This is a genomic window from Sulfitobacter sp. (genome assembly GCF_039977885.1).
Taxonomy (GTDB): Bacteria; Pseudomonadota; Alphaproteobacteria; order Rhodobacterales; family Rhodobacteraceae; genus Sulfitobacter.
This window is the reverse complement of sequence record NZ_JBDWCI010000020.1, coordinates 109,199-132,520: the sequence shown is the minus strand read 5'-3', so window position 1 is coordinate 132,520 and position 23,322 is coordinate 109,199. Positions and strand designations below refer to the sequence as shown.

Sequence of the window (23,322 nt, the reverse complement as noted above, 5' to 3'; positions counted from 1 at the left end):
AAAAGTTGTCTATTTTTGGTTATAAAATTACTCATTGGGTCGCAAGGGTATTTTGCACACGCATATTCGAAGCGTTGCAAGAATTTCCTGCATATTTGATAAATATCCGAAGAATTTTGTTCAGTTATGCAGGAGGTGCGCGCAGACGCGATTGAATTGCAGGTGAAATATCGCAATCTGTGAAAAACACACCTCACGGAGATTCGCGACATGATCCAGACCCCTTATTTGCTGTTCTTGGGCGATGCCCCCGATCAATTGTCGGCCAAGGTCGCGCAAGGGATCAAGGACTGGCGTCCCGATAACGCTGTAGGGCAGCTTCGGATGGACGGCTGTAAGGCCGATGTCGGGTTGACGGATATGACGCTGGCGGGTGCTAAGGCCGCGGGTGCGAAAACGCTGGTGATCGGCGTTGCCAACCGTGGTGGCGTTATTTCGCAGGCGTGGAAAGAAGTGCTCATTTCGGCGCTTGCTATGGGCTATGATCTGGCGTCGGGCCTGCATAACCTGCTGAGCGAAGAGGCCGATCTGGTCGCCGCTGCACAAGAACACGGGCGCACCCTGCACGATGTGCGTATCCCTACCGTCGAGTATCCGATCGCAAGCGGTGTGAAGCGCAAAGGCAAGCGGGTGCTGGCCGTGGGCACAGACTGTTCAGTTGGTAAAATGTACACTGCGCTGGCGCTGGATACAGCAATGCGCGCACGGGGCATGAAAAGCACGTTCCGCGCGACAGGCCAGACGGGCATTTTGATCACCGGCGATGGCGTGCCGTTGGATGCGGTGGTTGCGGATTTTATGGCCGGTTCGGTTGAGTGGCTGACGCCTGACAATGACCCTGACCATTGGGATGTGATCGAGGGGCAGGGCAGCCTGTACCACGTGAGCTATTCCGGTGTGACGATGGCGCTGATCCATGGCGGCCAGCCGGATGCACTGATCATCTGCCACGAGCCGACGCGCGACCACATGCGCGGTTTGCCGGGTTACAAAGTTCCCCCCATGTCAGCAATCCGCGATATGGCGCTGACGCTGGCGCAGGTCGCGAATCCTGATTGTGTGGTGGCTGGCATTGCGGTCAACACCCAGCATTTGTCCGAAGAGGAAGCGGTTGCCTATCTGGCAAAGGTTGAGGCCGAGATGGGCCTGCCAGCGGTTGACCCGTTCCGCCATGGTGCGGAGCGTTTGGCCGAGGCGCTCGCCGCAATTTGATCTGGTGCGCAGGCACGCTCTGCGCAATGTTGGATAGATAAATAGCAAGGCGCAGGCGCATTTGGCCTGTGCTTGAAAGGGACCTATGCAGATTGAAGTGACGGCGGATGTATTCCGTCTGGCGCAGGTATTCACGATTTCTCGCGGATCACGCACAGAGGCAAAAGTGCTTACTGTGCGGATCACCGAAGGTGGTGTGACGGGCTGGGGGGAATGTGTGCCCTATGCCCGCTATGATGAGACGCTAGAGAGCGTGACTGCTGAAATCGAGGGGCTGCCTGCCACGCTTACACGGGCGGCCCTATATGATCTTTTGCCCGCCGGTGCCGCGCGCAACGCAGTTGATTGCGCGCTTTGGGATCTGGAGGCGAAACAATCTGGCACGCCTGCGTGGCAGTTGGCGGGGCTTGCGCCGCTAAAGCCGGAAGTCACGGCCTACACGCTGTCGCTCGATACGCCGGAAAAGATGCAGGCGCAGGCGGCAGAGCATGCATTTCGCCCGCTGCTCAAGATCAAGCTGGGCACGCCCGACGATATGCCGCGTCTAGAGGCTGTGCGCGCGGGTGCGCCGAAAAGTACCATCATCGTGGACGCGAATGAGGGTTGGTCGGCTGAGGTCTATGCCGATCTGGCCCCCCATCTGGTGCGCCTTGGTGTGGCGCTGGTTGAGCAACCTTTGCCCGCCGGGGACGATGACGCGCTGATCGGTATGAAGCGCCCTGTGCCGGTTTGCGCGGATGAGAGCTGCCATGACCGCGCCAGCCTTGCGGGTCTTAAGGGCAAATATGATGTTGTGAACATCAAGCTGGACAAAACAGGTGGGCTGACCGAGGCGCTGGCGCTACGCGCTGAGGCCTTGGCGCAGGGCTATGACGTGATGGTGGGCTGCATGGTCGGCTCGTCACTGGCGATGGCACCGGCGGTTCTGGTGGCGCAGGGGGCAAAGGTCGTAGACCTTGACGGGCCTCTCTTGTTGGCCGAAGACCGTGAGGCAGCTTTGACATTTGACAGCGCCGGGGTGCATCCGCCCATGCGCGCGCTTTGGGGATAATACGACGATGCGGACAGTATACGTGAACGGGCAGTATATGCCGGAGAACGAAGCCACGATTTCGATCTTTGATCGCGGGTTTCTGATGGCGGACGGGGTGTATGAAGTTACCTCGGTTCTGGATGGCAAGTTGATCGATTTTGACGGTCACGCTGTTCGGCTTGAACGCTCGCTGGGTGAGCTGGATATGCGTAACCCGATCAGCAAGGAAGACCTGTTGGAGGTCCACCGCGAGTTGGTGCGCGCAAACGGAATCGACGAGGGTTTGATCTATCTCCAGATTACGCGCGGTTCGGACGGCGATCGTGATTTTGCCTTCCCTGATCCCGAAACCACTATGCCCACGATTGTTTTGTTTACCCAGAACAAGCCGGGTCTTGCTGACAACCCCGCCGCCAAAAAAGGCGCAAAGATTATCAGCATTGATGACATCCGCTGGGGCCGTCGTGACATTAAAACCGTGCAGCTTCTTTATCCATCAATGGGTAAGATGATGGCCAAAAAGGCAGGTTGTGATGATGCATGGATGATCGAGGACGGCATGGTAACCGAAGGTACCTCGAACAACGCCTATATCGTCAAAGGCAACAAGATCATCACACGCCATCTGGGCACGGAAATCCTGCATGGCATCACCCGTGCGGCGGTTTTGCGGTTTGCCCGTGAGGCGCAGATGGAAGTCGAGGAGCGCTCCTTTACCATTGATGAAGCGCAAAAGGCGGATGAAGCCTTTACGACATCGGCCAGCGCATTTGTCATGCCAGTGGTCGAGATCGACGGTGTAAGCCTTGGTGAAGGTGTGCCGGGCAAGGTGGCGTTGCGGTTGCGCGAAATCTACCTCGAAGAGATGCGCAAGGCGGCTGTCTAACAGTTGGTTCTTGATTGCCCCCTTCGCACATCAAGTGCGGAAGGGGGCGATTGTTATCAGACAACGCCTGCCTGAATAAGGTCTTCGGCGTCGATCACAAAGGTTTCGATGTTGGCAGCGTCCGCAAGGGTCAGCCCGTTCAGCGTAGCCAATTCATCTCCGCGCCACAGTGCGCGCAGTACATTTTCATCTTCGTCAAACTCGAACTGGATCTCCTCGGAGGATTGATCCGCTTCGGCCACAAAGGCAACCAACGTGTCTTCGTCAGTGTTGAAGTCGGTGATCACTACCGCGTCTGTATCGACGTTTGCAGGATCAAGCACACCGAATACGTCTTCACCTTCGCCCCCTGTCAGCACATCGGCGTTGTCGGCGAGGAATGCATCATCGCCCGCGCCGCCAACAACAGTGTCGGAAGGGTCAAGATTGCCGTCAGTGCCGAAGGTCGCGATGATATCGTTACCGCCGTCGCCGAAGATTGTATTGCTGCCATTGAAATCGATGATTTCATCATCACCCGCACCGCCGCGGATAAAGTCGTCTCCGATGTCGGCTGTCTCGTCAAATTCGGGTGTGTAGGAATCATCGCCGTCGCCTAGAAAGACGCGATCGTCGCCTGCGTTACCCGAGGCTAGGTCGTCCCCGTCGCCGGCAAAGATCGTGTCATCCCCTGTGCCGCCTTCGATGGTGTCCTGACCGCCAAATCCCTGAATAAAGTCACTGCCCGCACCACCATCAATGAAGGTACTTGTATCCGTGTCAGCAATACGGTCGTTGGCGCCAGTGCCCTCAAAGCTGTCGTCTGCGAGAGTAAGCTCTGTTTCGATGCTTTCGCCGGTGGCTTGATCATCTTCATCCACAACGGCAGTGTTGTTTTCGTTATCGTCATCGTTGTCGTCGGAATCGACGATCAGAGCGATCCCTAGCAAAGCGGGAATGAGTAGTAGCCCAAGCATAAGTTTCCTATGTTTTTGTCTTTAAATGTAAATATTTGAACGGTTTTAGTGCGGAATTGTGGCGCAACTGGGGCGGGAATTGGTTTATGTGACGCGTACAGAGTGCTGTCTTAATGGACAAGGCTGTATGGGGTGGCGCGGCAGGGCATTACCCTTTGGTGACGTTTTCTTCAAAGGCGGTTTTGAAGGCTTCTTGCTGTGCGCCGCTGGCATCGGTCTGATAGTTGGCTTTCCATTCGTCCATGGTCATGCCGTAAAACAGCTCGCGCGCTTCCATCTTGCCGATCTCGATCCCCCGTTCGGCGGCGGCTTCTTGATACCAGCGCGACAGGCAGTTGCGGCAAAAACCGGCAAGGTTCATCATGTCGATGTTTTGCACATCCGTGCGGTCCTGCATCAGATGCTGCTGCAAACGGCGGAACGCGGCGGCTTGCAATTCGATCTCTTGTTGGCTGGGTTGGGTCATGACGGCTCCTGTTGGTTATTTAATAAATGAGGGCGCGGGACGGGGTGGTCAAGTTATATGGTTTGAGCTGTCATGATATTGAAACTGTTTTTGGCTTCAAGTTAGGGCAAACAAGCAGTAGACAGGGGATGTGACCGCTAACATTCCGTGGCGGGCTTTGATGATTTTAGGAAACGGAAGCAAGGGAACATCCATATGAGACGTCAGCGCAATGTGAAAATCGTGGCCACGCTTGGACCTGCTTCGGACACCAAAGAGATGCTAACGGCGCTGCATGTCGCCGGTGCAGATGTATTCCGTCTGAACATGAGCCATGGCTCCCATGAAGAAATTCGCGCCCGCCATGCGATGATCCGTGCCGCCGAAGAGGAAACAGGTTCGACCATTGGTATTCTTGCCGATTTGCAAGGGCCCAAGCTGCGCGTTGGCGCATTCGCAAACGATAGCGAAGAGCTGGTGCCCGGTGCGAACTTCCGTCTTGATCTGGATGAGGCGCTGGGGGATGCGAGCCGCGTTTGTCTGCCTCACCCCGAAATTTTCGAGGTCTTGGAAGAAGGCGCGTCGCTGCTGGTGAACGATGGTAAGATCCGGCTGAAAGTGAAAAGCTTTGGCAAGGATTACGCCGATTGCGAAGTGGTCATTGGCGGCACGATTTCTAACCGCAAGGGCGTGAACGTTCCTGATGTGATCCTTCCGCTTGCCGCGCTCAGCGATAAAGACCGTGCCGATTTGGAATTCGTTTGTGAGCTGGGTGTGGACTGGCTCGCGCTGAGCTTTGTGCAGCGCCCCGAGGATGTCGAGGAAGCGCGCGTGCTGGCAAAAGGCCGTGCATCGCTGTTGTCAAAAATCGAAAAGCCGTCCGCGGTCGAACGTTTTGATGATATCCTGAAGGTGAGCGACGGCATCATGGTGGCGCGCGGCGACCTTGGGGTTGAGCTGCCTGTGTCTGCTGTGCCGCCGATCCAGAAGCGTCTGGTGCGCAAATGCCGCGCAGTGGGCAAGCCGGTGATCGTCGCAACCCAAATGCTTGAAAGCATGATCGAAAGCCCGATGCCAACCCGTGCCGAAGTGTCGGACGTGGCGACGGCGATTTATGAGGGTGCGGATGCGGTCATGTTGTCTGCGGAATCGGCTGCGGGCAGCTATCCCATCGAGGCGGTGACAACCATGGATAACGTCGCCATCGAGGTGGAAGGTGATCCGACCTATACACAAATCATCGAAGCCAGCCGTACGCAGGCCCACTCGGGGATTGCTGATGCGATGGTCGCTGCGGCGCGCGAAATCGCCGAAACCACCGACGTGAAGGCGATCTGCTGCTTTACGCATTCCGGCACTACTGCACTTCTCACTGCGCGGGAACGGCCTCGTGTGCCGATCATCGCGCTGACCCCGCTAAAAGGAACGGCGCGCCGTCTTGCGTTGAGCTGGGGGTGTAACTGCGTCATCACCGAAGAGCTGGACCGTTTCAAGCTGGCGGTGATCAGCGCGGCACGTGCCGCCCGTGATGAAGGCTTTGCCACCGAGAAAGATTTTGTCGTGGTGACGGCCGGCGTACCGTTCAACGTACCGGGGAGTACCAATATTTTGCGCGTAGCCCCTTGCGATGAACGTTTGATTGTTTCCTCCGATCCAGAGTAGTATTTGAAAAAATACAACTTTGGAGGGTCGCTATGGATGCCGATCTTGCGCTTGTAATTGGTATTATTCTCGCCGGGTTTTCGGTTCCGTCTATTCTATCTGCCTTGTCGGATAAACGCGCCCCGCGCGCCTCTGCGATCACAATACTGATCGCAGGGGGGCTGATCTTGTTTGCGGTACAGGGCAAGCCGGGTGGCTACACCTTCGAGCAGATGCCGGATGTGTTTGTGAACGTCATTGCGCGTTATATGCCATAGTGCCCGACAGCGCTTTATATCTGCTCTTGCGTTATGGCGCGCTGCATCCTATAGCCCAGTTTCATTCCTGCGTGGCCGGCCTCGAGTGGCATGCCGAGTCGCGCACAAACTGTAGACTATAGGAGACAGAAATGCCCAAGATGAAGACGAAATCGAGCGCCAAAAAGCGCTTCAAGGTTTCGGCGACTGGTAAAGTGATCAGCGCCCAGGCCGGGAAACAGCACGGTATGATCAAGCGGACGAAGAAATTCATCCGTAACGCACGTGGCACGACAACTTTGTCCGCGCCAGACGCCAAGATCATCAAGGGCTTCATGCCCTACGACCGCTAAGGAGAGCTGATATGTCCCGTACAAAAGGTGGTACAGTCACCCACGCCCGTCACCGTAAGGTCGTCAAAGCAGCCAAAGGTTATTATGGCCGCCGCAAGAATACCTTTAAGGTCGCACGCCAGGCCGTCGATAAGGCCAACCAATACGCAACCCGCGACCGCAAGAATCGCAAGCGCAACTTCCGCGCATTGTGGATCCAGCGGATCAACGCGGCCGTGCGTGCACATGATGCGGAGCTGACATATTCGCGCTTCATCAATGGCCTGAACCTTGCCGGTATCGAAGTAGACCGCAAAGTTCTGGCTGATCTGGCCGTGAACGAGCCCGAAAGCTTTGCTGCGATTGTAAAGCAGGCGCAGGCATCTTTGGCGGCCTAAGCCCCGATAAGATGTAGTGATTTGAAAGCCGCTCCCGACCGAGGGCGGCTTTTTCTATGGGCTGAGGTAATGTGCTAATAAATCGTTAATGCCTCAATTAGCCTTAGATTGCACACATTCTGGCCCTGCATCTCGCGTTAACCTGCATCCGGTTAGAATGGGATGCCCCGATGGCACGTATCAGTGAACTGCATTATTCAAACGCGCTCGCCAACAGCTCTGGCGTGGCGGAGTTTTTGGAAGTTGCCCTTGGGCCAAACGATGACCCTGCGAATTTTACCGTATCCTTCTACGAGGCAAATGGTACGCTGGGGTTAGAGGTCACATTGGATGATCCGCGCGTTACGGTGAATGTTGACCCCGACAATGGCGAAGTCATCTATACCCTTTCCGCCGATAATCTTCCACTCCTGTTGACCGATCCAGACGGTAGTGGTTCGGGGAACTTCGAGGCTTATGCCCTGACCCAAACAGGGCCAGACGCGCCCGAGGTCATAGATTTTTATGACATCGGCGGAGGGACGCAAAATATTACCGCCCTGTCAGGGGCCGCCGCAGGTGCCGTGTCAGAGAACCTGCAACCGCCGGCAAGTGCCAATAGCACCACAACCTCTATCCAATTCAATCAACCAAACCCCGAGACAGCAGTTTTTGAATCGATTTCCGAAGGGGATACAGGCGTGGCCTGCTTTACGGCTGGCACAATGGTCGAGACGCCCGATGGCCCCCGTTTGATCGAAACGCTTGCCGAAGGTGATCTGGTCACGACCCTGGACCAGGGGCCGCAACGTATTCGTTGGATCGGGGTGCGCAGGGTTTCGGGCCACGGTGTGCACGCCCCGGTTTGCATCCGCAAAGGCACATTAGGCGCGCAAGCAGACGTTCTTGTGTCGCCGCGGCACCGCATACTGCTGGGCGGTTGGCGTGCCGAGCTGCTGTTCGGTGCGGATGAGGTGCTGATCGCGGCCAAAGATTTGATCAACGATGACACCATAAGGCCCGCGCCTTGTGCTTGGGTGACATATGTTCATCTGCTGTTTGACGATCATCAGATCGTCCAGACCCAAGGAGTCCTCAGCGAAAGCTTTCTCCCGGGGGATTATATCCTTGATGCGAGCGCGGCACTTGTGCGCGATGAGTTGCAAAGCCTGTTTCCCGAGCTGGCGAGGGGGGCGGGGGGCTATGGCCGGTCCGCACGACGCATTTGTACAGGCCAAGAGGCGGCAATGATGGGGGCAAGCGCGCAGGTCTAAGCGGCGTGCGCCAATCACAAATTGATGCTGGGTTGCTTTTGGCAGCGGTTCTGCTAGCACACGTTCATATTCTAAAGGGCGTGTGTGACATGGATGATCTTAAACAAAAATACCTCAGCCAGATTGCAAACGCTGGCGACGAAGCTGCGCTGGAAGATATCCGCCTCGCGGCCGTTGGCAAAAAGGGCGAAGTGGCGCTGGAAATGCGCAAGCTGGGCAAAATGACACCGGAAGAGCGTCAGGCCGTCGGCCCCGCGCTGAACGCGCTCAAAGATGAAATTAATTCGGCTTTGGCCGCGAAAAAGGCGGCGCTGGGCGATGCCGCGCTGGATGAACGCCTGCGCAGTGAGTGGCTGGATGTGACGTTGCCTTCCCGCGTGCGGCCTGCTGGTACGCTGCACCCCGTGTCCCAAGTCACCGAGGAACTGACAGCTATCTTTGCTGATATGGGCTTTCGTGTTGCGGAAGGTCCGCGCATTGATACCGATTGGTATAACTTTGACGCGCTTAACATCCCCGGCCACCACCCTGCGCGCGCCGAGATGGACACATTCTATATGGCCCGCGCGGAAGGTGACGAGCGCCCGCCGCACGTGCTGCGCACGCACACCAGCCCCGTGCAAATCCGCACGATGGAGGCCGAGGGCGCGCCGCTGCGCATCATCTGCCCCGGCGGTGTTTACCGCGCCGATTACGACCAGACCCACACGCCGATGTTCCATCAGGTTGAAGGCCTTGCCATCGACAAGGACATCTCGATGGCGAATCTCAAATGGGTGCTTGAGGAATTCTTCTCGGCGTTCTTCGAGATCGACGGCATCAAAACCCGTTTCCGCGCGTCCCACTTCCCCTTCACCGAGCCATCGGCCGAGGTGGATATTCAATGCTCATGGGTCGACGGCCAATTGCGCATCGGTGAGGGTGACGGCTGGATGGAAGTCCTTGGCTCTGGCATGGTGCACCCCAAAGTACTGGCCGCAGGCGGGATCGACCCTGACATTTGGCAGGGCTTTGCCTTTGGCATGGGCATCGACCGGATTGCGATGTTGAAATACGGCATCCCCGATTTGCGCGCCTTCTTTGACAGCGACCTGCGCTGGCTGCGGCATTATGGCTTTGCCAGCTTGGATCAGCCGAACCTGCATGGTGGTCTGAGCAGGTGATCGCCGAACTCTCCGAGGACCTTTTTGGATTAGGGCTGGTACTGGGGGTCTGGTGGATTTTCTTAGGCGGTCGAAAAGAGATACGGACTGCAAGATCAGATCGCTTTTTTTGTTGAAAACGCGGCTCTCAGCGTATGCGCGGATGAAGCAGCCATGTGCGCAACTTCACTACCCAAGAGTGACGAACTTAAATTTTGTTCCTTCTGGAATGATACTTTTACCGGAAGAACATGACATCCTGCTTGGGATTTTGAAGAAATCGGAGGCCAAAAATGCTGTCGTGCTGGTAATTGCAATATTTGCTCTGCCGTTTCTCATTGGTGTTCTGTTACCACTGACAGGGCATAGTGTTGGGGGGCGAGCAGTTCTCTTTTTTGCAATGGGTTTCCTTGCTTCAACTCTGTTTGGAGGATTTTTGGGCGCAAATCACTTAGGACAACATCACTATAGAACAGTTATTTCTTCAAAAAACGCATCTTCAATTAGAGGGCGTGAATTGCAGGTAGCGTTGATTGAAGATGCTCTGAAGAAAGAAGCCAGACTGCGCATCTCCAATAATATTTTTAATATAACAGCATGCGTCGTGGTCTTGAATTTTGCGTTTTTAGTATAACCAAAATTAGAGCTGATGGATTTAGGGTTTCATTTTCCTTTTTGAGATGCACTTCAGCTTTACCGCCGAGCAAGTTGAAATCTAAGCAATGAAGCGCTACCAAAACGCCCAATAGCCCGTAAGGCCACCGGCTATGAAATTCATACTCTTCTAGCTCAAAGAGCGCCGCGACACCACGGCTTTGGCCGATGAGATCACTTAGGCCCTGACCAGTATGGGCTCAGAATAATCTAGCCCAATTCAATGTAATGTGAGGTGACACTCCTGCGGGAGAAGCTATCGTCGCTTTCATGAAAAAACTTATCACGCTCTTCTTCGCCCTTCTCCTTCTCCCTGCCATGGGCCCGTGGAAATCCGACTGCGGGAATGAGGTCGCTTGCGACCTTGGTGACCGCTCTTATCATTTTCGTGCGCCTGATGATTGGGATGGCAAAACGCCGCTTCCTGTCTTGCTGCATTTCCACGGCTGGGGCCGGCAGGGGGATTTGATCGTCAAACATGAACGCATCGCTGGCCATACGCGCAGCCGTGGTGTGCTGTTGCTGGCCCCTAACGGGGTGAACCGGACCTGGGATTTTTGGGCCGAGGGCAGCAAGGACGTCAGCTTTGCCGCTGCGGTGATCGAAGACGCGGCGAAACATTTCCCGATTGACCGCGACCGTATCTATATCTCGGGCTATTCATTTGGTGGTGCGATGGCGTGGCGTTATGTCTGTGACAACGGGGAAGGTGTCGCGGCGCTGCTCGCTGTGGGGGGTAGTTTGCCGCAAGACACCGAATGCGCCACCGCGCCGCGCGAGGCGCGCCATGTGCATGGGTTGAAGGATAACGTGATGGATTTCCCAATGGGACCGGGGGGCGATACGACCTACCCTGTGGCCCTGTGGCGGGAAAAATATGACTGCGGCGCGCCGACAGGGACCTCGACATACAATATCACGGGCAAACGCGACTTTAACCGCACCGAATGGGACTGTGACGGGGGCAGGGTTGTTCTGGACCTGCATGATGCGGGTCATTTCATTCCGCGCGGCTGGTTGGGTTGGCAGATTGACCAGCTTGAGGGGCGCGCACCGCGTTATCCGTGAAACGCGTTGAAAAGGGCGGCAATTGGCGTTACCCAAACGCCAAACGCCGCCCAAAGGACGCCCGCGATGAAATTCACACTTTCCTGGCTCAAAGAGCACCTCGACACGACCGCCTCACTGGATGAGATCACCTATGCCCTGACCGATCTTGGTCTTGAAGTTGAGGGGGTCGAGGACCGTGGCGCGCGCCTGCGTGATTTCACGCTTGGTTTTGTGAAATCCGCCGAAAAGCATCCTGATGCGGACCGTTTGCGGGTCTGTCAGGTTGAGACGGATGAGGGGCTGCAACAGATCATCTGCGGCGCGCCCAATGCGCGTGAAGGGATCACCGTGGTTGTGGCCAAGCCGGGCGTTTACGTGCCGGGTATTGATACTACAATTGGTGTCGGCAAAATCCGCGGCATCGAGAGCTTTGGCATGATGGCGTCCGAGCGTGAGCTGGAGCTGTCCGAGGAACACGACGGTATTATCGAACTGCCCTCCGGCGAGGTCGGCGAAAGCTTTACCGATTGGTTGGCCCAGAACGATCCTTCCAAGGTTGATCCCGTCATCGAGATCGCGATTACGCCGAACCGGCCTGACGCCCTTGGTGTGCGCGGGATCGCACGCGATCTGGCCGCGCGCGGTTTGGGTAAGCTGAAAGCGCGCGATGTCGGCGGTGTAGAGGGCACGTTTGATTGCCCTGTGAGTGTGACCATTGATGACGACACGCTTGAACAATGTCCCGTTTTCTATGGGCGCGTTATTCGCGGTGTGAAAAACGGCCCAAGCCCCGCATGGTTGCAAGACAAGCTGCGCGCGATCGGCCTGCGCCCGATCAGCTTCCTTGTTGATGTGACCAACTTCTTCACTTTTGATCGCAACCGCCCGCTGCACGTCTTTGACGCGGATAAGATCGCAGGCAATGCCCTGCGTGTGCATCGGGCAACCGGGGGTGAGACCTTTGCCGCTCTGGACGAAAAAGAATACAACCTGCTCGCGGGGATGACCGTAATTTCCGACGCCAATGGCGTCGAAAGCCTTGGCGGTGTCATGGGCGGTGCTGCGTCAGGGGTGAGCGAGGAGACAGTAAATGTCTTCGTCGAATCCGCTTATTTTGATCCGGTACGGACGGCCTACACTGGGCGTGCGCTTAAAATTAATTCGGACGCCCGCTATCGCTTCGAGCGCGGGATTGACGCTGCATGGACGCCATACGGGATCGAACACGCGACGCAGATGATCCTTGATCACGCGGGCGGCGAGGCCTCGGAGGTTGTGGTTGCAGGGCAGGTTCCCGACACGAGCCGTGCCTACCGTCTGGATGCCAAGCGGGTGATTTCCCTGGTGGGGATGGATATTCCCGAATCAACGCAGCGCCAGTCGTTGACGGCGCTCGGGTTCCAGTTGGACGGTGATATGGCCCATGTGCCCAGCTGGCGCCCCGATGTGCAGGGCGAGGCAGACCTTGTTGAGGAAGTCGCGCGGATCGCCTCGCTGACAAAGCTCGAAGGTCGTCCGTTGCCGCGTCTGACCACAGGCGTGCCGCGTCCGATCATGTCACCGATGCAGCGCCGCGAAGTGGCCGCGCGCCGTACTGTGGCCGCGCTTGGCTACCACGAATGTGTGACCTACAGCTTTATCGATCAACCCTCGGCCGCGCTGTTTGGCGGCGGAACGGATGCCACGCGGCTTGAGAACCCGATCAGCAATGACATGAGCCATATGCGACCTTCCTTGCTGCCCGGCCTGTTACAGGCGGCTGCGCGTAATCAGGCACGCGGATTTGCCGATATGGCGCTGTTTGAGGTCGGACCTGCGTTTCACGGTGGCGAGCCCGGGGAGCAGCACATGCTGGTCACCGGTTTGCTGGTCGGACGGACCGGACCCAAGGACGTATTGGGCGCTGCGCGTGATGTAGATGTATTCGACGTGAAAGCCGATGCCGAGGCCGTGCTTGCGGCGATGGGGGCCCCTGCGAAGGTGCAGATCCTGCGCGGCGCTGATGATACGTGGCACCCGGGCCGTCATGGTAAGATCTGCCTTGGCCCGAAAAAGGTTCTGGGCATCTATGGCGAAGTCCATCCGCGCATTCTGGCGGCGATGGACGTAAAAGGGCCTGTGATGGCCTTTACGCTTTGGCCCGGCGAAGTGCCGATGAAACGTAAGGCAGGGGCCACACGCCCCGCGCTGCGGATTAGTGATTTGCAGGCGGTCGAGCGTGATTTTGCCTTTGTGGTCGATGCCGAGATCGAAGCGCTGACGTTGGTCAATGCGGCGATGGGCGCAGACAAGACTTTGATCGAAGATGTGCGTGTGTTCGACGAATTTATTGGCGGCAGCTTGGGAGAGGGCAAGAAATCTCTGGCGCTGACAGTGCGTTTGCAACCGGTCGAGGCGACGCTCAAGGATGCTGACATCGAAGCCGTCGGGGCCAAGGTCATTGCCAATGTGACCAAAGCGACCGGTGGTGTGCTGCGAGGCTGACCACTAACCCGGACACCCGCGGCGCTGCGGGTGTCTGGACAGCACGCTTTGACGCTCTAGGTGCTGATCGGGCGTATACTGAATCTGAGGGGATGCGAGATGCTGAAAGTTTATCTGTCGGGGGAAATCCACACTGACTGGCGCGAGCAGATCACGCAGGGCGCGCAGGGGCTGGATGTGGTCTTTTCCGGTCCGGTGACCAACCACGCTGCCAGTGATGATTGCGGTGTGGCGATACTGGGCGATGAGGCTGATAAGTTCTGGCACGACCGCAAGGGGGCACAGATCAACGCGATCCGCACCCGTAAAGGTATCGAGGATGCTGACATTGTCGTTGTGCGCTTTGGTGAGCAGTACAGGCAATGGAATGCGGCCTTTGATGCAGGCTTTGCCGCCGCACTTGGTAAATCCCTGATTATTTTGCACGGCCCGGACCATGCCCATGCACTTAAGGAAGTTGATGCCGCTGCCTTGGCTGTCGCCCGTGAGCCGCATCAGGTGGTCGATATCCTGCGATATGTACTTACCTCGCATCTGCCTGAGTGAGATTTTATGCGGATGCTGCGTAGGGGGGAGTTCCTGCTCAGGTTCTCAAAATCAACTTTTCAGACGGCGCATCTAAACCCTAACGTGCAAGTGATCCGCCGCTTTCGTGCGAAATGCCGCAATTTCATGTCTTTTCCCCATAGAAACAAGCTGTTTTTCGCTCACGCGCATGTTATCGGGTCTTAACGGCTAAGCGGGTGGGACCCATGTGGCCGGTACATAAACATAGGGACGAAACAATGCTTAACGAATTTAAAGACTTCATCGCCAAGGGCAACGTCATGGACATGGCTGTTGGTATCATCATCGGTGCAGCGTTCACGGCGATCGTTGGCTCACTGGTTGCTGACATCATCAACCCGATCATCGGCCTGTTCATGGGCGGCGTAGACTTTGCTGGTCTGGAAGCCTCCGTTGGCGAAGCAACCTTCACCTACGGTAACTTCATCATGGCGGTCATCAACTTCCTGATCATCGCATTTGTTGTGTTCATGCTGGTAAAGGCAGTGAACAAAGCAAAAGGCCCAGAGCCAGTGGTAGAAGCTGCTCCTGCCGGCCCGACACAAGAAGAGCTGTTGGCAGAAATTCTGGCTGCTTTGAAGAAGTAACTATCCTTCATTGGATGAGAAAGGCCCGCCAATCTGGCGGGCCTTTTGCGTTGCAGGTTGGCTTATGCCTTTAGCGCCAGCTGGGGTGAGAGAACATCAATGCCCAAGGCCTTACCGACAGCGAAATATGTCAGCTGCCCCGCATGTACATTCAGCCCGTTCAGCAGGTGGGGATCATCTGTACAGGCCTGCTTCCACCCTTTGTCTGCCAGTGCCAGCATGAATGGCATGGTCGCGTTACCAAGTGCGATGGTCGCGGTGCGCGCCACAGCGCCGGGCATGTTGGCCACGCAATAATGCATGATCCCGTCCACGTCATAGATCGGATCCTGATGGGTGGTGGCGCGGGATGTTTCGAAACAACCGCCTTGGTCAATCGCGACATCTACGAGGGCTGCGCCGGGTTTGAGTTCGGCCAGCTGTGCGCGACTGATCAACTTTGGTGCGGCAGCGCCGGGGATCAGGACCGCCCCGATGATCAGATCGGCTGCGCGGGCCAGTTCGATCGTGTTGCCGGCAGAGGCAAAGCTGGTCTTGAATTCGCGGCCAAAGACATCATCAAGATAGCGCATCCGTGAAAGCGAGCGGTCCAGCACGGTCACATCCGCACCCATCCCTGCTGCAACCCGTGCTGCATGGGTGCCGACAACGCCGCCACCAATCACCACCACTCGCGCAGGACCAACGCCGGGGACGCCGCCCATCAACACTCCGCGCCCGCCATTCGCCTTTTGCAGCGTCCATGCTCCGACCTGGGGTGCAAGACGTCCTGCGACTTCGGACATGGGGGCCAATAACGGCAAGCCGCCTGCGGCATCTGTTACTGTTTCATAAGCGATGCATGTCGCGCCCGAGGCCATCAGGTCGTTCGTTTGTTCGGGGTCCGGAGCAAGGTGCAGATAGGTGAACAAAATCTGTCCCTCGCGCAGCATCTTGCGTTCAGCGGCTTGCGGCTCTTTCACTTTGACGATCATGTCGGCAGCGGCAAATACCTCTGCGGCAGTACCGAGGATTGTGGCACCGGCGGCGATGTAATCGGCATCCTCAAACCCCGCGCCGCTACCGGCGTTGGCCTCAATGACAACCTCATGGCCGTGTTTGACAGCTTCATAGGCTGCGTTGGGTGTCATGCCGACACGAAATTCCTGTGGTTTGATCTCTTTTGGGCAACCGATTTTCATTGACTGTTTCCTCCTCCAATGATGCCTGACATATTACGCCTGTTGCCCTGAATTTTGTGGCGAATTACTCTCGCCAAAAGCGTTAAGCTCAGGATAGTCTTGCGTAGATTTTGAAAACCTTGCAAAGGTATTGCGCTCATGCTGGATAGTATCGACCGGAAATTGCTTGTTGCGTTGCAACGGCGCGGAAGAATGTCAAACGCAGAGCTGTCCGAACAGGTCAACCTGTCGCCTTCCGCCTGCCACCGCCGTGTGCAGCGACTGGAGGCCGAAGGGTATATCAGCGATTATGTCGCGTTGCTGGATGCGCGCAAGCTGGGCGTGCCTACGACTGTATTTGTCGAGATCACGCTATCAGGGCAGGCCGATGAAGTGCTTGAGGCGTTCGAGCGTGGCGTGAACCGGATCCCCGATGTGCTGGAATGCCATTTGATGGCCGGCACGGCGGATTACCTGCTTAAGGTGGTGGCCGAAGACACCGAAGATTTCGCACGCATCCACCGCCAGTTTCTGGCGCGACTTCCGGGCGTGCAAGGTATGCAGTCAAGTTTTTCCTTGCGCACAGTCTGCAAAACAACGGCTTTGCCTGTGTAGAAGCCATAAAAGTACTAGTTGCGGCAAAGCAGCTTCTTGCTTTATGCGCAATGTGGCTTTTTCTATTGTGCCAAGATGGTAAACTATAGCTTACCCTAACGGGGCCAGCTGATGATGAAGGAGCAGGGATATTTTAGCCGATAAACACCCCGATCAGGCGCAGCGGATCCAGACCCTCAACTCCTACGATATCCTCGATTCAGGCGAAGAGGCTGATTTTGACGATATCGTCGCGCTGGCTTCCGAGATTTGCGATGTGCCTGTTTCATTGATCAGTCTGGTCGATGATCAGCGCCAGTGGTTCAAGGCCCGTGTCGGCTTTGAGCCTGATCAGACGACGCTGGACCAATCGATTTGTTCGCATGCCATTCTTGAGGATGGTTTTCTGGAGATTGAAAACCTAGCGGAGGACCCGCGTTCGGTGGATAATCCGTTACACCAGGAGGGCCCAAAGGTCGGGTTCTACGCAGGTGCCAGTCTGGTTGCGCCAAACGGGATGCCGATCGGGACGCTTTGCGTATTGGATAACAAGCCGCGCAAGCTGAATGATTTTCAGCGTAAGGCGCTCAGAACGCTGTCCCGACAGGTCATGGTTCAGTTGGAGCTACGCAAAAAGCTCGCGCAGGAAGAAGCGCTGAAAAGTGAAATGGATCACCGGGTGCGCAACTCGTTGCAGACGATTGCATCTGTGATGCGCGTGGCGTCGCGGCAGGTCACCGACCCCAAAGCGCTGGACGTTCTGGAGGTCGTGGAGCGGCGGATTGGCGCGGTGTCGAGCCTGCACAGCGAGCTGATGGGCCGCGACGGGAAAAGCACGATCGAGATACAGCCGTATCTTGAGCGTCTTTTGAAGCTGTTAGCGGATGTCGCACCGGAAAATGTCACCCTGTCTGGGACATCTGTTGACGAAGAGCTGGAGGCGCCCAAGGCGTCGGCGCTTGGTATGATCGTGAGCGAATTTGCCGCCAATTCGGTGAAACATGCATTTCCGGATGGCCAGCGCGGTCGTGTCACAATGAGCCTGACCCGAGAGGACGCGCAGCACTTTCTGCTTGTTTGCCGCGATGACGGTGTGGGGCGCAAACCGGCGGCAGAAGTCGCCGGCAATGAGCCAAAGAATACAGGGCTGGGCGATATGTTGATGTCTGCGGCTGCAACCCAGATGGGTGGGCATCTGGAGGTGGAATCCGGCGAAGGTGGCACGTCGCTCACTGTGCGTTTCATAGGCTGAGCAGGCAAATAAAAACCCCGCGGCCACGAAGGTCACGGGGTGATTATTCAAAGCAGTGAGGGGATGATTTACATCATGCCTTCGCGCTGCAGCTTTTTCCGCGCCAGTTTGCGGGCGCGGCGGATCGCTTCGGCTTTCTCGCGTGCTTTCTTCTCGGATGGTTTCTCGAAATGTTGCTTAAGCTTCATTTCACGAAACACCCCCTCGCGCTGAAGTTTTTTCTTCAGGGCGCGCAGCGCTTGATCGACGTTATTATCGCGAACACTAACCTGCATGTGGTTTTCACCACCTTTCTAGTTTGAAGTTGCAAGGATTTGCAGGAAGTGGCCGTTTAGCAAATATGTGCTATAATGTCTAGCATCCCCTCATGAGCCGGAGCAGAGCCAATGACCGCCGCCAAAGACCTTCTTTTGCAAGCCGCAGTAATGCATGTGCCGTTTGATGGCTGGTCCCAAACGACTTTTGAGGCTGCGATTGCTGATTCGGGTGTCGAGCGGACCGTGGCAGAAAGCCTGTGCCCCCGCGGCGCGGTCGATCTGGCCCTTGCGTATCATGCGCAGGGGGATGCGGCGATGCTTGAGAAATTGGCCCAAGCCGACCTGGAAGATATTAAATTCCGTGACCGGGTGGCGGCCGCTGTGCGCTTTCGCCTTGAAGCTGTCGAAGACAAAGAGGTCGTGCGCCGGGGCACAACCCTGTTTGCTTTGCCGATGTATGCGGCTGATGGCGCAGCGGCGATCTGGGGCACGGCTGATGCGATCTGGACCGCGCTGGGCGATACCTCCGAGGATGTGAACTGGTACACCAAACGCGCCACGCTTAGCGGGGTGTATTCGGCAACGGTGTTATACTGGTTAGGCGATACCAGCGAAGATCATGCCGAAACATGGGCGTTTCTGGATCGTCGGATCGAGAATGTGATGCAGATCGAAAAGCTCAAGGCGCAGGTCAACAATAACCCGTTGCTGAGCAAGGTAATGGCAGGCCCGAATTGGTTGCTTGGCCATGTAAAAGCGCCATCGCGCCCGCCCGCCGAAGGGTTGCCGGGCCGATGGACCCGCTAAGCGCGCCATTTGCTTTCGTGCTTTTCGCCGCTTTGCGAAGCTGGTAAACGGCGGGTTCAGGTTTTGACCTCATTAAAAAGGCCCGCGTTTTGGCAGATACCCCGTCTTTGCTGCACGTAGAGAATGTCGATCTGGAGATTGACGGACGTGATATCCTGAAGGGGATAAACATATCCAGCAATGCGGCGCGTGTGGCGGTGTTGGGGCGCAACGGGTCGGGTAAATCCACACTGGCGCGTGTGATTGCAGGGCTGCAATTGCCGGACCGGGGGCGGGTTCACGTCGCAGGGGTGGATGTCGCCGGTGACCGGCGTGGCGCGTTAGGCGCGGTTGGTATTTTGTTTCAAAACCCCGATCACCAGATCATTTTCCCGACAGTGCACGAAGAACTCGGCTTCGGGCTTGGCCAGATGGGGTTAGGCAAGGCTGAAACCGCGCTGCGGGTGCAGGAAATCCTTGCCCGATTTGGCAAGGAAGGCTGGCATGATGCAGCAGTCCATCGTCTGTCTCAGGGCCAGCGGCAGCTGGTGTGTCTGATGTCGATCCTTGTGATGCGCCCCGAAGTTATCATTCTGGATGAACCTTTCTCGGGGCTGGATATCCCGACAATGCTGCATCTGACGCGGGTCTTGGCGACCGTTGACGCCGCATTGATACATATCACCCATGATCCGCGTATGATCGCAAGCTATGATCACGCGCTTTGGATTGAACAGGGGAGCATCGCGCAGCAAGGGGCGGCAGATGTGGTGGTCGAGGCGTATTTACGCGCCATGCACGAGCTGGGGGCGCGGGATGATCTCACTGACATCGCCAGTTAAAACCCGCGCTCATGACTGGCCTTCGGGGGCCAAGCTGGGTGCGCTTTGTGTGGCATCAGTGGTGCTTTTTATGACGCCGTATCTGGGCTTTCAGCTGGCGGCCGCTGCTTGTGTTTTGACGCTTTACGCACTGCCGGGCCAGATATTCCTCCGCCATGGTTTGCAACGCCTCCGCCCGCTTTGGTTTTTTGTTCTGGTCATTTTTACGTGGCATCTGGTGACGGGGGAGGCGCTGCAGGGGGCCATGATTGCGTGCCGGATGCTCACCGCGGTGGCGCTTGCCAATCTGGTGACAATGACCACAACGCTGGCCGCGATGATGGGAGTGATGCGCGCGCTGTTGCGTCCTTTAGCCCGGTTCGGGGTGAACCTGCGGGCAATAGAGCTTGCAACCGCAATGGTGATCCGGTTTACACCCGTCCTGACAGAGAAGGGAGCAGCCCTGTCAATGGCATGGCGCGCGCGGGCGCGCCGCCGACCCGGCTGGCGGGTAATCGTGCCTTTCATGGTGCTGGCTCTTGATGATGCAGATAATGTTGCCCAAGCGCTTAGGGCGCGGGGCGGAACAGGAATGGAAAGAAAACAATGACCCAAGAACGTAGCCTTGTGCAGATCGCATTATTCGCAGCCTTGATTGCGGCATTGGGATTGATCCCGCCATTGACGCTTGGCTTTGGGGTGCCGATCACGGCGCAAAGCCTTGGGATCATGTTGTGCGGTACTGTGCTGGGTGCGCGGCGCGGTGGGTTGGCAGCGCTTTTGTTTATCGCGCTGGTGGCTCTTGGCCTGCCGCTTTTGTCGGGCGGTCGGGGCGGGCTGGGCCTGTTCGCCTCGCCGACAGTGGGCTTTTTGATCGGTTTCCCTGTGGCAGCATTCGTGACCGGATATGTGATGGAGCGTTTGGCCAATGTGCAAGCGGTGCTTGCTGCCGGGATTGCTGCTGTTGTGGGTGGGGTGTTTGTTCTTTACGCCTTTGGCATCGTGGGTATGTCTGTGGTTCTGGAAAAGACGCTGGTCGAGGCCGCGTTGTTGGTCAAAGCGTTTATTCTCGGTGATCTGGTAAAGGCAACGCTGGCCGCGCTGATCACAGCGGCGGTTTACCGCGCGCGCCCTGACAGCGTTTTGTCACGCGCCTAAAACCACGGCCGTGGCGATACCGCCTGCGGCTGCAATCGTGGCAAGTCCGGTCCCGCCGGTCTTGCGCAATTCGTGACATAGCCGCACAGCGTTGATGGTGCCGGAGGCTCCGATAGGATGCCCCCGCGCCAATGCGCCGCCGCCAATGTTCACGCAGGCGGGGTCAAGGTCTGATCCTTGCACACAGGCGATGGCTTGCACGGCAAAAGCCTCCATTACTTCTGCACAGGCAATATTGCGCGCGCTCAAGCCTGTCTGATCAAAGGTCGCGCGCATTGCCGCAAGCGGGGCAATGCCGGGCAGTTCTGGTTGGTCTCCTTTGGTCGCGCCGCCCATAATGCGGATGCCACTGTGTCCCAAGCTGCGGCACAATTGTTCTGACACGACAACGCAAAAGGCCGCGCCATCGGCGGCGACGGCCATATTGGCGGCGGTGATGCTGCCTGCTACCGGTTTTACACGCGCGGCCAGAGAGGGCGACATCCTGCGGGCAAAGGGGTCGTTGGTCTGCCCTTCCATACCAACGATTTCCTCGGCACTGAAACATGCGCCCATCGCTTTGCGGTGACTTGCTATGGCCCATGCGTCCTGATCTGCCCTTGAAATGCCGTAAGCCTGTGCCAGCGCATCTGCGGCTTGGGCCATGTCAGGGTCGCGGTCTGGCCACGGGCTGAATGGTGGCTGGTCATAGGGTTCGGGCGGTCGGCCATCCGGAAAATTTCGTAACCGTTGCGGGCGGAGGGAATAGCTTTCGACGCCACCGGCGATCACCACGTGTGCGGCACTGCTTTCGACCAATGCTTTGGCCAGCAACAGCGCATCCAGCCCGCCCGCGCATTGCCGGTCGATGCTCAGCCCCGCGACATGTTCGGGAAGCCCTGCGGCAAGTGCCACAAGGCGGGCAGGATTGCCGCCACCGCCAAGGGCGTTTGAAACAATAACCTCGTCGACCTGTGCGGGCGCGATACCGGCTTGGCGCAAGGCCGCTTGCAGAACAGGCGCGCCAAGATCAGGCAGCGACAGCGCGGCAAAAGCACCTCCACGCGGCACTACGGCAGAGCGGCAGGCGGCGATGATCTGTGCAGTCATAGGTGGGCCTCGGTTTGTTTGGCGATCTCTCCAAGGTCGGGTTTGCCGGAGGGCAACAGGGGAAAGGGGGCCAGAAACACGATGTGGCGCGGGACGTGCAGGCCGGCAGTGCGGCAGCTGTCCTTTACGAGGCGGATCAGTTCGGGATCCCGCACGCCGGGTAAGATGGCGAGCAATTTGCGCCCACGTAAATCATCGGCCTGCGTCATCACTGCACAATAGGGCAGTTGCGTTGCGGCGCTGATATGCGCTTCCAGTGCTTCGGGATAAACCGTCTGGTCGGCTATGTTGATCACACGGCCCGCGCGCCCTTGTATGTATAGGTACCCTTGGGAATCAATGCGCCCAAGCTCCCCAACCGTGAGCCAATCGCCCTCTCGGCGTGTGTGCTGGCTGTCGCCTTGCAGATACCCGTCAAATAAATAGGGGCTGCGTACCCAGATTGTGCTAGTACCGCGGGCATTGGTGTCGCGCAGCGCAATATCGACGCCTGCATATGCCCGTCCGACCGAACCTTCGGGCGTGGTCTCATCGCTGAGGGTGACAAAGCTGGTCTCGGCCGCGCCATAGAATAGATGTAGGCGTGCGTTCGGGCAAAGAGCTTTTATATGGGCGCGGGTGTCGGCGGTCATTGCGCCACCGCCACACAAGATAAGCCGTACATCGTTTAGAGGGGCGGTTGCGGGCAGCAGGCGAAGCTGTGTTGGCGTGGCGTAAAGGATGCGGCAGCTTTGGGCGCGCAGCTGTGCGGTTTGAGCGGCTGGCCCAAGCCCGCCCAGCACATGAAGCTCGAGGCCAAGATGCAAGGCCTCCAAAACACCATAGAGCGAAAGCGAATGAGCGAGGCTGCCAAGCACGGCAATGCTGTCCTGCGCGGTGTAGCAGAATTGGGCGGCATTGATTTCAAAGCTGGAAATCCATGAGGCCTGTGTGCGCGCGATCACTTTTGGCGCGCCTGAGGTGCCCCCCGTGAGCGTAGCAAACTGGAGGCTTGTCAGCACGGTGAGGTCGATGTCGTCAGTATCGCTAACGCAGAAAGGGTGCGCGCCCATAGAATTCAAAATGCCGCCTATTGCCTGTGCGGCAGGCGTGGCGCGAATGGTGGGGTTTGTCTGTTGTCGCCGATGCGTGATCTGCTGCCCTGCAACAAAAACGCGGGCATCGGGATGCCATTTGAAATGTGCGGCGGGCATGGTGCGTCCTTGGTGGCGGGCAATGGTTCTTTATACCAAAGGCAGGCGTGGCTGGCCACATGGGGGTGTACTCCCCTTGGGCCTGATCTATGTTTGGGGAAAGGCAACAGGGTAG

26 protein-coding genes are annotated in these 23,322 nt (G+C 57.3%); 20 read left to right on the top strand and 6 right to left on the bottom strand.

Annotated features, from left to right (window positions below; translation table 11 throughout):
* Window positions 1-210: 210 nt before the first annotated feature.
* From dgcN to ABJM03_RS14280, 3 genes are all read left to right on the top strand, one after another.
* Window positions 211-1,212: an N-acetyltransferase DgcN gene (dgcN, locus tag ABJM03_RS14290; protein WP_348418523.1), complete on the top strand. Its 1,002-nt coding sequence runs from the start codon at window positions 211-213 to the stop codon at window positions 1,210-1,212.
* Between the two features lie 85 nt (window positions 1,213-1,297).
* Complete coding sequence (gene dgcA / locus ABJM03_RS14285) at window positions 1,298-2,263, top strand: N-acetyl-D-Glu racemase DgcA (protein ID WP_348418522.1); 966 nt, start codon at window positions 1,298-1,300, stop codon at window positions 2,261-2,263.
* 7 nt (window positions 2,264-2,270) lie between these two features.
* On the top strand, window positions 2,271-3,131 hold the full coding sequence (locus ABJM03_RS14280) for a D-amino-acid transaminase (protein WP_348418521.1): 861 nt from the start codon (window positions 2,271-2,273) through the stop codon (window positions 3,129-3,131).
* A gap of 56 nt (window positions 3,132-3,187) precedes the next feature.
* Here ABJM03_RS14280 and ABJM03_RS14275 read toward each other — a convergent pair whose 3' ends face one another.
* Both ABJM03_RS14275 and ABJM03_RS14270 read right to left on the bottom strand, forming a co-directional pair.
* Window positions 3,188-4,087 (bottom strand): calcium-binding protein, encoded by a 900-nt coding sequence (locus ABJM03_RS14275; protein WP_348418520.1) that lies wholly within the window; start codon window positions 4,085-4,087, stop codon window positions 3,188-3,190.
* A gap of 148 nt (window positions 4,088-4,235) precedes the next feature.
* On the bottom strand, window positions 4,236-4,553 hold the full coding sequence (locus ABJM03_RS14270) for a DUF1244 domain-containing protein (protein WP_348418519.1): 318 nt from the start codon (window positions 4,551-4,553) through the stop codon (window positions 4,236-4,238).
* A gap of 195 nt (window positions 4,554-4,748) precedes the next feature.
* Here ABJM03_RS14270 and pyk point away from each other — a divergent pair, with 195 nt between their 5' ends.
* From pyk to mscL, 11 genes are all read left to right on the top strand, one after another.
* On the top strand, window positions 4,749-6,194 hold the full coding sequence (gene pyk / locus ABJM03_RS14265; protein ID WP_348418518.1) for a pyruvate kinase: 1,446 nt from the start codon (window positions 4,749-4,751) through the stop codon (window positions 6,192-6,194).
* 32 nt (window positions 6,195-6,226) lie between these two features.
* Window positions 6,227-6,451: a hypothetical protein gene (locus tag ABJM03_RS14260; RefSeq protein WP_348418517.1), complete on the top strand. Its 225-nt coding sequence runs from the start codon at window positions 6,227-6,229 to the stop codon at window positions 6,449-6,451.
* A 131-nt stretch (window positions 6,452-6,582) separates the two neighbouring features.
* Window positions 6,583-6,783, top strand: coding sequence for a 50S ribosomal protein L35 (gene rpmI / locus ABJM03_RS14255; protein WP_348418516.1), 201 nt, complete (start codon window positions 6,583-6,585; stop codon window positions 6,781-6,783).
* 11 nt (window positions 6,784-6,794) lie between these two features.
* Window positions 6,795-7,160, top strand: coding sequence for a 50S ribosomal protein L20 (rplT, locus tag ABJM03_RS14250; protein WP_348418515.1), 366 nt, complete (start codon window positions 6,795-6,797; stop codon window positions 7,158-7,160).
* Window positions 7,161-7,330: 170 nt separating this feature from the next.
* The gene (locus tag ABJM03_RS14245) at window positions 7,331-8,413 is read left to right on the top strand and encodes a Hint domain-containing protein (RefSeq protein WP_348418514.1); all 1,083 of its coding nucleotides are present in this window, start codon (window positions 7,331-7,333) and stop codon (window positions 8,411-8,413) included.
* A gap of 89 nt (window positions 8,414-8,502) precedes the next feature.
* Window positions 8,503-9,576 (top strand): phenylalanine--tRNA ligase subunit alpha, encoded by a 1,074-nt coding sequence (pheS, locus tag ABJM03_RS14240; RefSeq protein ID WP_348418513.1) that lies wholly within the window; start codon window positions 8,503-8,505, stop codon window positions 9,574-9,576.
* A 142-nt stretch (window positions 9,577-9,718) separates the two neighbouring features.
* The gene (locus ABJM03_RS14235) at window positions 9,719-10,189 is read left to right on the top strand and encodes a hypothetical protein (protein ID WP_348418512.1); all 471 of its coding nucleotides are present in this window, start codon (window positions 9,719-9,721) and stop codon (window positions 10,187-10,189) included.
* Between the two features lie 290 nt (window positions 10,190-10,479).
* A complete protein-coding gene (locus tag ABJM03_RS14230; protein WP_348418511.1) occupies window positions 10,480-11,277 on the top strand; it encodes a polyhydroxybutyrate depolymerase in 798 nt (265 codons plus the stop codon).
* A gap of 66 nt (window positions 11,278-11,343) precedes the next feature.
* A complete protein-coding gene (gene pheT / locus ABJM03_RS14225) occupies window positions 11,344-13,743 on the top strand; it encodes a phenylalanine--tRNA ligase subunit beta (RefSeq protein ID WP_348418510.1) in 2,400 nt (799 codons plus the stop codon).
* 99 nt (window positions 13,744-13,842) lie between these two features.
* Window positions 13,843-14,289 carry a YtoQ family protein gene (locus tag ABJM03_RS14220; protein ID WP_348418509.1) on the top strand — a complete coding sequence of 149 codons (447 nt, stop codon included), beginning with the start codon at window positions 13,843-13,845 and terminating at the stop codon, window positions 14,287-14,289.
* 239 nt (window positions 14,290-14,528) lie between these two features.
* On the top strand, window positions 14,529-14,897 hold the full coding sequence (mscL, locus tag ABJM03_RS14215) for a large conductance mechanosensitive channel protein MscL (RefSeq protein ID WP_348418508.1): 369 nt from the start codon (window positions 14,529-14,531) through the stop codon (window positions 14,895-14,897).
* 62 nt (window positions 14,898-14,959) lie between these two features.
* Here the strand turns inward: mscL and ald are convergent, their stop codons facing one another.
* Window positions 14,960-16,078 carry an alanine dehydrogenase gene (gene ald, locus ABJM03_RS14210; RefSeq protein WP_348418507.1) on the bottom strand — a complete coding sequence of 373 codons (1,119 nt, stop codon included), beginning with the start codon at window positions 16,076-16,078 and terminating at the stop codon, window positions 14,960-14,962.
* Between the two features lie 138 nt (window positions 16,079-16,216).
* Between ald and ABJM03_RS14205 the strand changes: the two genes are divergently transcribed.
* Window positions 16,217-16,672: an Lrp/AsnC family transcriptional regulator gene (locus ABJM03_RS14205; RefSeq protein WP_348418506.1), complete on the top strand. Its 456-nt coding sequence runs from the start codon at window positions 16,217-16,219 to the stop codon at window positions 16,670-16,672.
* A gap of 130 nt (window positions 16,673-16,802) precedes the next feature.
* The gene (locus tag ABJM03_RS14200; RefSeq protein ID WP_348419137.1) at window positions 16,803-17,903 is read left to right on the top strand and encodes a histidine kinase dimerization/phosphoacceptor domain -containing protein; all 1,101 of its coding nucleotides are present in this window, start codon (window positions 16,803-16,805) and stop codon (window positions 17,901-17,903) included.
* Window positions 17,904-17,971: 68 nt separating this feature from the next.
* Here ABJM03_RS14200 and rpsU read toward each other — a convergent pair whose 3' ends face one another.
* Window positions 17,972-18,178 (bottom strand): 30S ribosomal protein S21, encoded by a 207-nt coding sequence (gene rpsU, locus ABJM03_RS14195; protein ID WP_025051451.1) that lies wholly within the window; start codon window positions 18,176-18,178, stop codon window positions 17,972-17,974.
* 111 nt (window positions 18,179-18,289) lie between these two features.
* Here rpsU and ABJM03_RS14190 point away from each other — a divergent pair, with 111 nt between their 5' ends.
* The 4 genes from ABJM03_RS14190 to ABJM03_RS14175 all read left to right on the top strand — a co-directional run bounded on the left by ABJM03_RS14190 (window position 18,290) and on the right by ABJM03_RS14175 (window position 20,925).
* Window positions 18,290-18,967, top strand: a complete 678-nt coding sequence (locus tag ABJM03_RS14190; protein ID WP_348418505.1) for a COQ9 family protein — start codon at window positions 18,290-18,292, stop codon at window positions 18,965-18,967.
* 89 nt (window positions 18,968-19,056) lie between these two features.
* Complete coding sequence (locus ABJM03_RS14185) at window positions 19,057-19,788, top strand: ABC transporter ATP-binding protein (RefSeq protein ID WP_348418504.1); 732 nt, start codon at window positions 19,057-19,059, stop codon at window positions 19,786-19,788.
* Complete coding sequence (locus ABJM03_RS14180; RefSeq protein WP_348418503.1) at window positions 19,763-20,377, top strand: energy-coupling factor transporter transmembrane protein EcfT; 615 nt, start codon at window positions 19,763-19,765, stop codon at window positions 20,375-20,377. Before ABJM03_RS14185 ends, ABJM03_RS14180 begins: the two co-directional genes overlap by 26 nt.
* Entirely contained in the window at window positions 20,374-20,925 is a 552-nt protein-coding gene (locus ABJM03_RS14175) for a biotin transporter BioY (RefSeq protein WP_348418502.1), read from the top strand. The genes ABJM03_RS14180 and ABJM03_RS14175 overlap by 4 nt, the downstream gene beginning before the upstream one ends.
* Here the strand turns inward: ABJM03_RS14175 and ABJM03_RS14170 are convergent.
* Complete coding sequence (locus ABJM03_RS14170) at window positions 20,914-22,014, bottom strand: thiolase family protein (RefSeq protein ID WP_348418501.1); 1,101 nt, start codon at window positions 22,012-22,014, stop codon at window positions 20,914-20,916. The two genes, ABJM03_RS14175 and ABJM03_RS14170, sit on opposite strands and share 12 nt — an antisense overlap.
* Complete coding sequence (locus ABJM03_RS14165) at window positions 22,011-23,207, bottom strand: AMP-binding protein (RefSeq protein ID WP_348418500.1); 1,197 nt, start codon at window positions 23,205-23,207, stop codon at window positions 22,011-22,013. The genes ABJM03_RS14170 and ABJM03_RS14165 overlap by 4 nt, the downstream gene beginning before the upstream one ends.
* Window positions 23,208-23,322 lie beyond the last annotated feature (115 nt).